The sequence below is a fragment of the Gemmobacter caeni genome, assembly GCF_003054195.1.
GTDB lineage: Bacteria > Pseudomonadota > Alphaproteobacteria > Rhodobacterales > Rhodobacteraceae > Gemmobacter > Gemmobacter caeni.
In genome coordinates this window covers 1-3,417 of sequence record NZ_QBKP01000058.1, presented here as the reverse complement: position 1 = coordinate 3,417, position 3,417 = coordinate 1, and the positions used below count along the sequence as shown (strand labels likewise).

Here is a 3,417-nt window from a genome sequence, read left to right as displayed (position 1 = left end):
GGGCCTCCATCGTTGGATGGAGTGAATATGATTATCAGGCATATTCCTGTCAATGCCTAACGGGCATAATGTTGCCTGTGGATAATCCGACATTCAGCATTGCGCAGAAGTTAATCCGCGCCAAACTAGAACGAATTGGGAACGGGTGCTGATATGGAGACGCTGATTCGCGGCTTAGGTCGCCGAGAACTGTGGGCTTTGCTGAGGCTGATTGCGGGTGCTGATGTAGAATTTACTTGCGCGACATCGCTTCGAGAACCACCAAGGCCGCCTCGCGCTGACTAGGGTCCATACGATTGATGGCCTGCAAAACCCGCAACTGCAGCTCTGGCAGGCCAAACAGCTCTGCTTCGGAAACAGAGAGCGCGTGCGCCAGCTTGGAGACCATTTCGGACGTGAAGTTGGCAGTCCCGCTTTCGATCTTGGATATCGTAGCTTGGTTGACCTCTGCCATCTCAGCAAGCTGAGCCTGAGATAGGCCTTTGGCTTTACGGATAGAGCGGAGGTTCTGCATGAGATGATTATGCACTTACTGATCTATACAGGCTAACGCCCCTGGGGAATATAGATGCTTGACAGGCATATGCCTGACGGGCATTTACTGGGGCATGACAAACCTTAGCTCTTTCCTCGTCGAGACAAGCGAAACTCAAGTTGAGTTTGCTAAGCGCGTGGGCGTTAGCCAAGGAACGATATCGAAACTCTGTGCGGGGCAGATCACGCCATCGCTACCGCTTGCTGTTCGGATTTCGCGAGCGACGGGAGGCAGGGTGCCCGTTGATGTGTGGGTGAGGGATGCTGCATGAGCGGGAAGCATCCCCCCTTGCTCGCGGACGGCAACCTACTTGAGGCTGCACTGTGCGCCAGATGCGTCGATAGCAGCAGCCAGCTTGGCTACCGGGAAATCCAAGACAAAAGGATAGTCGTTTTGGGGCTCGACACGGATCAGGTAATGGCTGGCGGAGGTCATTCGCCTAATCAAATCGGCTGCGGTGGAAACAGAGACCTGGAAGTCGCCGTTCTTCGGGGCAGCGCTGAAGGTTTGCGAGAATGCCTGCATGTCGTCGAAGCGGGTTGTGAAGCTGAATTGCTTCTCAATACCCAGGTAACAGGGCTGGCGAACACGAACAAACCAGACATCCGTGCTGTCGATGCAAATGACCTCAAGTTGGGGTGGCGCGCGGTGGCTACCACACTCGGGTATCGTCGCAGCCGGAACAGTGATCGTGGTGCGGATCGTATCGGTGACTGGATCGGTCTCACGGGTCGACGTCCAGCCTTGTGGCGCGGCAGGTTCGGTTGCCTGCGCGGCCTCATCGAAGCAACGCAGGCGCGCAATGTCATGTTCGATGGCTGCGCATTCCTGAGCGGCGGTCGCAGTACCGGCGGCAATCATCGCGGTCGCCAGCAGGGCGGATCTGATCATCTTAACGGCCTTTCGTTCAATCTCTGTTCCAGTGCGGTGTTGCAATGAGCACTACCTGTCGCGTCGAATCGCGGTTTCTTTCCGATAGTGCCCCACGCCGGGGTCAAATGTCCCATACCAAGGCATTTGACCGCGCGAGCCGGGGCAGGGGCGCAGCGGCGGCGCGGCGGATCAGCGTGCCGCCGGTCATCACGCGCCATGCGGCGACGGTGTTCTGGGCCGATCTGGTGGGGCGGCGCTGTGCCAGCCGCGAAGAATGTGCGGTGGTGTTTGATGTCACGTTTCAGACGGCATGCAACTGGTTCGACGGTTTCAGCTGTCCGACCGGCGACAAGGTGATGATGGCCATGCGGATGTGGCCCGAGGAATTCACGGGGGACGGCGATGTCTGACCCCTCCATTTCCACCGTTTTGCACCACCTCCCTGTTTGGTGCGGCTGCCTCGACCTCTCTGTCTCTGTCGAGGTGGCAAACTCGGGCGGCGCCGCGCCGCCCGCCTTTTATTCCAACACGTCAGCACGAGGCCGGGTCCCCAGATCCACCCGGCGCCGCACCGGGGCACGGTGGCTGCTGGCGATGGCGTGCCCGCCTCTTGTTGGAGCGTTGGCGGGGTGCGGTTTGTGCCCCGTCAGCGTCTACGGGGCGAAATTCGCGGGATGGCCCGCGGATGCGTGCCGGGCGCTTTCCCGGCAGGCCCTTGCGGGGCTGGTGCAGCGGCCCGGGTTGTTCCGCCCGGGCCGCATCTGCATGGGGGCGGCGTGATGGGTGGGTATAAAACAGACTCATGGACGGATGAGCAGATGCTGGTGGCGCTGGACTGCCGCGACCGGCTGAACATGACCGCAGCCGAGATCGGAAAGAGGCTCGGCCGGTCGCGTGCGGCTGTGTGCGGGCTGATGAAGCGCATACAGGATGACCTGAGCAAATCCGATGCCGGTGCGACAGTGCTGTTGCCGGAAAATCAGGATGGGACCATGGGGCCGCTCTGGTGGAAGCGTGGTCTGGCCCGGAGGAAGCGGACATGACAGCCCAAAGGGCAAATGTCACGCGGGCGGTGGATTTCCAGATTGCCGATCTGATTGTCACGGTGGGAGAGATTGAGGGCACCGTGCAACTGATCTGGCGGCGCGATGGGATCGAGCCGGGCAAAGCCGAACGCACAGTGCTCTGGAATGAGTTCGCCGATCCGAAAACCCCGGCGCAGCTTGAGGCAATGGCGGGGCATCTGCGCAGTATCTTCGATGGCGGACGGAAATGACCAGACACGACCAAACCCTAGCCCGGCAAATCGCAGCGGAGGTCGCGGCCAGATATGGTGTCGCGGTCGCGCCCGGCGCGGTGCAGCTCGTGCCGCGTGGCGTGTCAGGCGTCGAATATACCGATCTGGACGGGATGACCGGCTGGCAGAGGAAAAGTGAGGCCGCGCGCCGCAATCAGGCCCGCGCGCGGCGGCTGCGGGATGCGGATGCGGCGGGCGGGTCTGTTGCGCAGGTCGTATCCCCCGAGGCCGAAGCCGATGCGCGTCACCGGGCGCAGCTGCTGGCGTTGCTGGCCGAAGGGGTGCCGCGCGGCGATCTGGCGGTGCGGATGGGCATGTCCGACAGGTTACTTCAGGCCTTCGCGGCGGGGCAGCGGATCGCGCTGCCTGCGCAGCCGCGCAAGTCGCGCACCAGAGCGCAACCAAAGCCTAAGGCTGCCGCGAAGGTGAAGGCCCCCAAGCCCCCCAAGGTGAATGATGGGCTGTCCGGTGCCAAGCGGGGGCGGGCCAATCTGGCCCTCATTGCCGAGGAGCGCCGCATCAAGCGCGCGGCGCGGCTGGATGAAATGCGCGGGCTGATCGCGCAGGGGCTGGGGGTGATGGATATTTGCGCCGCCATGAGTCTGACCGAAAGCGTCGTGCGGCGCGAGGTGCGGGCGCTGGATGTCCGGCCTGTCCGCGCGCTGACAGAGGCGGGGCTGGCGGCACAGGCGCGCAGGCAGGCGCTGCTGCG

General features: G+C 62.4%; 7 protein-coding genes. 5 read left to right on the top strand and 2 right to left on the bottom strand.

Going from position 1 to position 3,417, the window contains the following annotated elements; genetic code table 11:
• Nucleotides 1-232: 232 nt before the first annotated feature.
• Complete coding sequence (locus C8N34_RS25650; protein ID WP_108131034.1) at nt 233-514, bottom strand: helix-turn-helix domain-containing protein; 282 nt, start codon at nt 512-514, stop codon at nt 233-235.
• Nucleotides 515-608: 94 nt separating this feature from the next.
• Here C8N34_RS25650 and C8N34_RS27370 point away from each other — a divergent pair, with 94 nt between their 5' ends.
• Nucleotides 609-806: a helix-turn-helix transcriptional regulator gene (locus C8N34_RS27370; protein ID WP_108131061.1), complete on the top strand. Its 198-nt coding sequence runs from the start codon at nt 609-611 to the stop codon at nt 804-806.
• A 35-nt stretch (nt 807-841) separates the two neighbouring features.
• On the opposite strand, the gene C8N34_RS25640 is transcribed toward C8N34_RS27370, so the two are convergent.
• Nucleotides 842-1,426 carry a type VI secretion system-associated protein TagO gene (locus tag C8N34_RS25640; RefSeq protein ID WP_108131060.1) on the bottom strand — a complete coding sequence of 195 codons (585 nt, stop codon included), beginning with the start codon at nt 1,424-1,426 and terminating at the stop codon, nt 842-844.
• Nucleotides 1,427-1,533: 107 nt separating this feature from the next.
• Here C8N34_RS25640 and C8N34_RS25635 point away from each other — a divergent pair, with 107 nt between their 5' ends.
• From C8N34_RS25635 to C8N34_RS25620, 4 genes are all read left to right on the top strand, one after another.
• On the top strand, nt 1,534-1,818 hold the full coding sequence (locus C8N34_RS25635; protein WP_108131059.1) for a hypothetical protein: 285 nt from the start codon (nt 1,534-1,536) through the stop codon (nt 1,816-1,818).
• A 408-nt stretch (nt 1,819-2,226) separates the two neighbouring features.
• On the top strand, nt 2,227-2,451 hold the full coding sequence (locus tag C8N34_RS25630) for a hypothetical protein (RefSeq protein ID WP_108131058.1): 225 nt from the start codon (nt 2,227-2,229) through the stop codon (nt 2,449-2,451).
• Nucleotides 2,448-2,684 carry a hypothetical protein gene (locus C8N34_RS25625; protein WP_108131057.1) on the top strand — a complete coding sequence of 79 codons (237 nt, stop codon included), beginning with the start codon at nt 2,448-2,450 and terminating at the stop codon, nt 2,682-2,684. The genes C8N34_RS25630 and C8N34_RS25625 overlap by 4 nt, the downstream gene beginning before the upstream one ends.
• A partial coding sequence (locus tag C8N34_RS25620) for a hypothetical protein (protein ID WP_108131056.1) occupies nt 2,681-3,417 on the top strand: 737 nt, incomplete at its 3' end. The genes C8N34_RS25625 and C8N34_RS25620, both read left to right, overlap by 4 nt.

Coding starts and splice junctions, on each gene's coding strand:
- C8N34_RS25650 (WP_108131034.1), bottom strand. CDS start 514: ATGCAGAACCTCCGCTCTATCCGTAAAGCCAAAGGCCTATCTCAGGCT.
- C8N34_RS27370 (WP_108131061.1), top strand. CDS start 609: ATGACAAACCTTAGCTCTTTCCTCGTCGAGACAAGCGAAACTCAAGTT.
- C8N34_RS25640 (WP_108131060.1), bottom strand. CDS start 1,426: ATGATCAGATCCGCCCTGCTGGCGACCGCGATGATTGCCGCCGGTACT.
- C8N34_RS25635 (WP_108131059.1), top strand. CDS start 1,534: ATGTCCCATACCAAGGCATTTGACCGCGCGAGCCGGGGCAGGGGCGCA.
- C8N34_RS25630 (WP_108131058.1), top strand. CDS start 2,227: ATGCTGGTGGCGCTGGACTGCCGCGACCGGCTGAACATGACCGCAGCC.
- C8N34_RS25625 (WP_108131057.1), top strand. CDS start 2,448: ATGACAGCCCAAAGGGCAAATGTCACGCGGGCGGTGGATTTCCAGATT.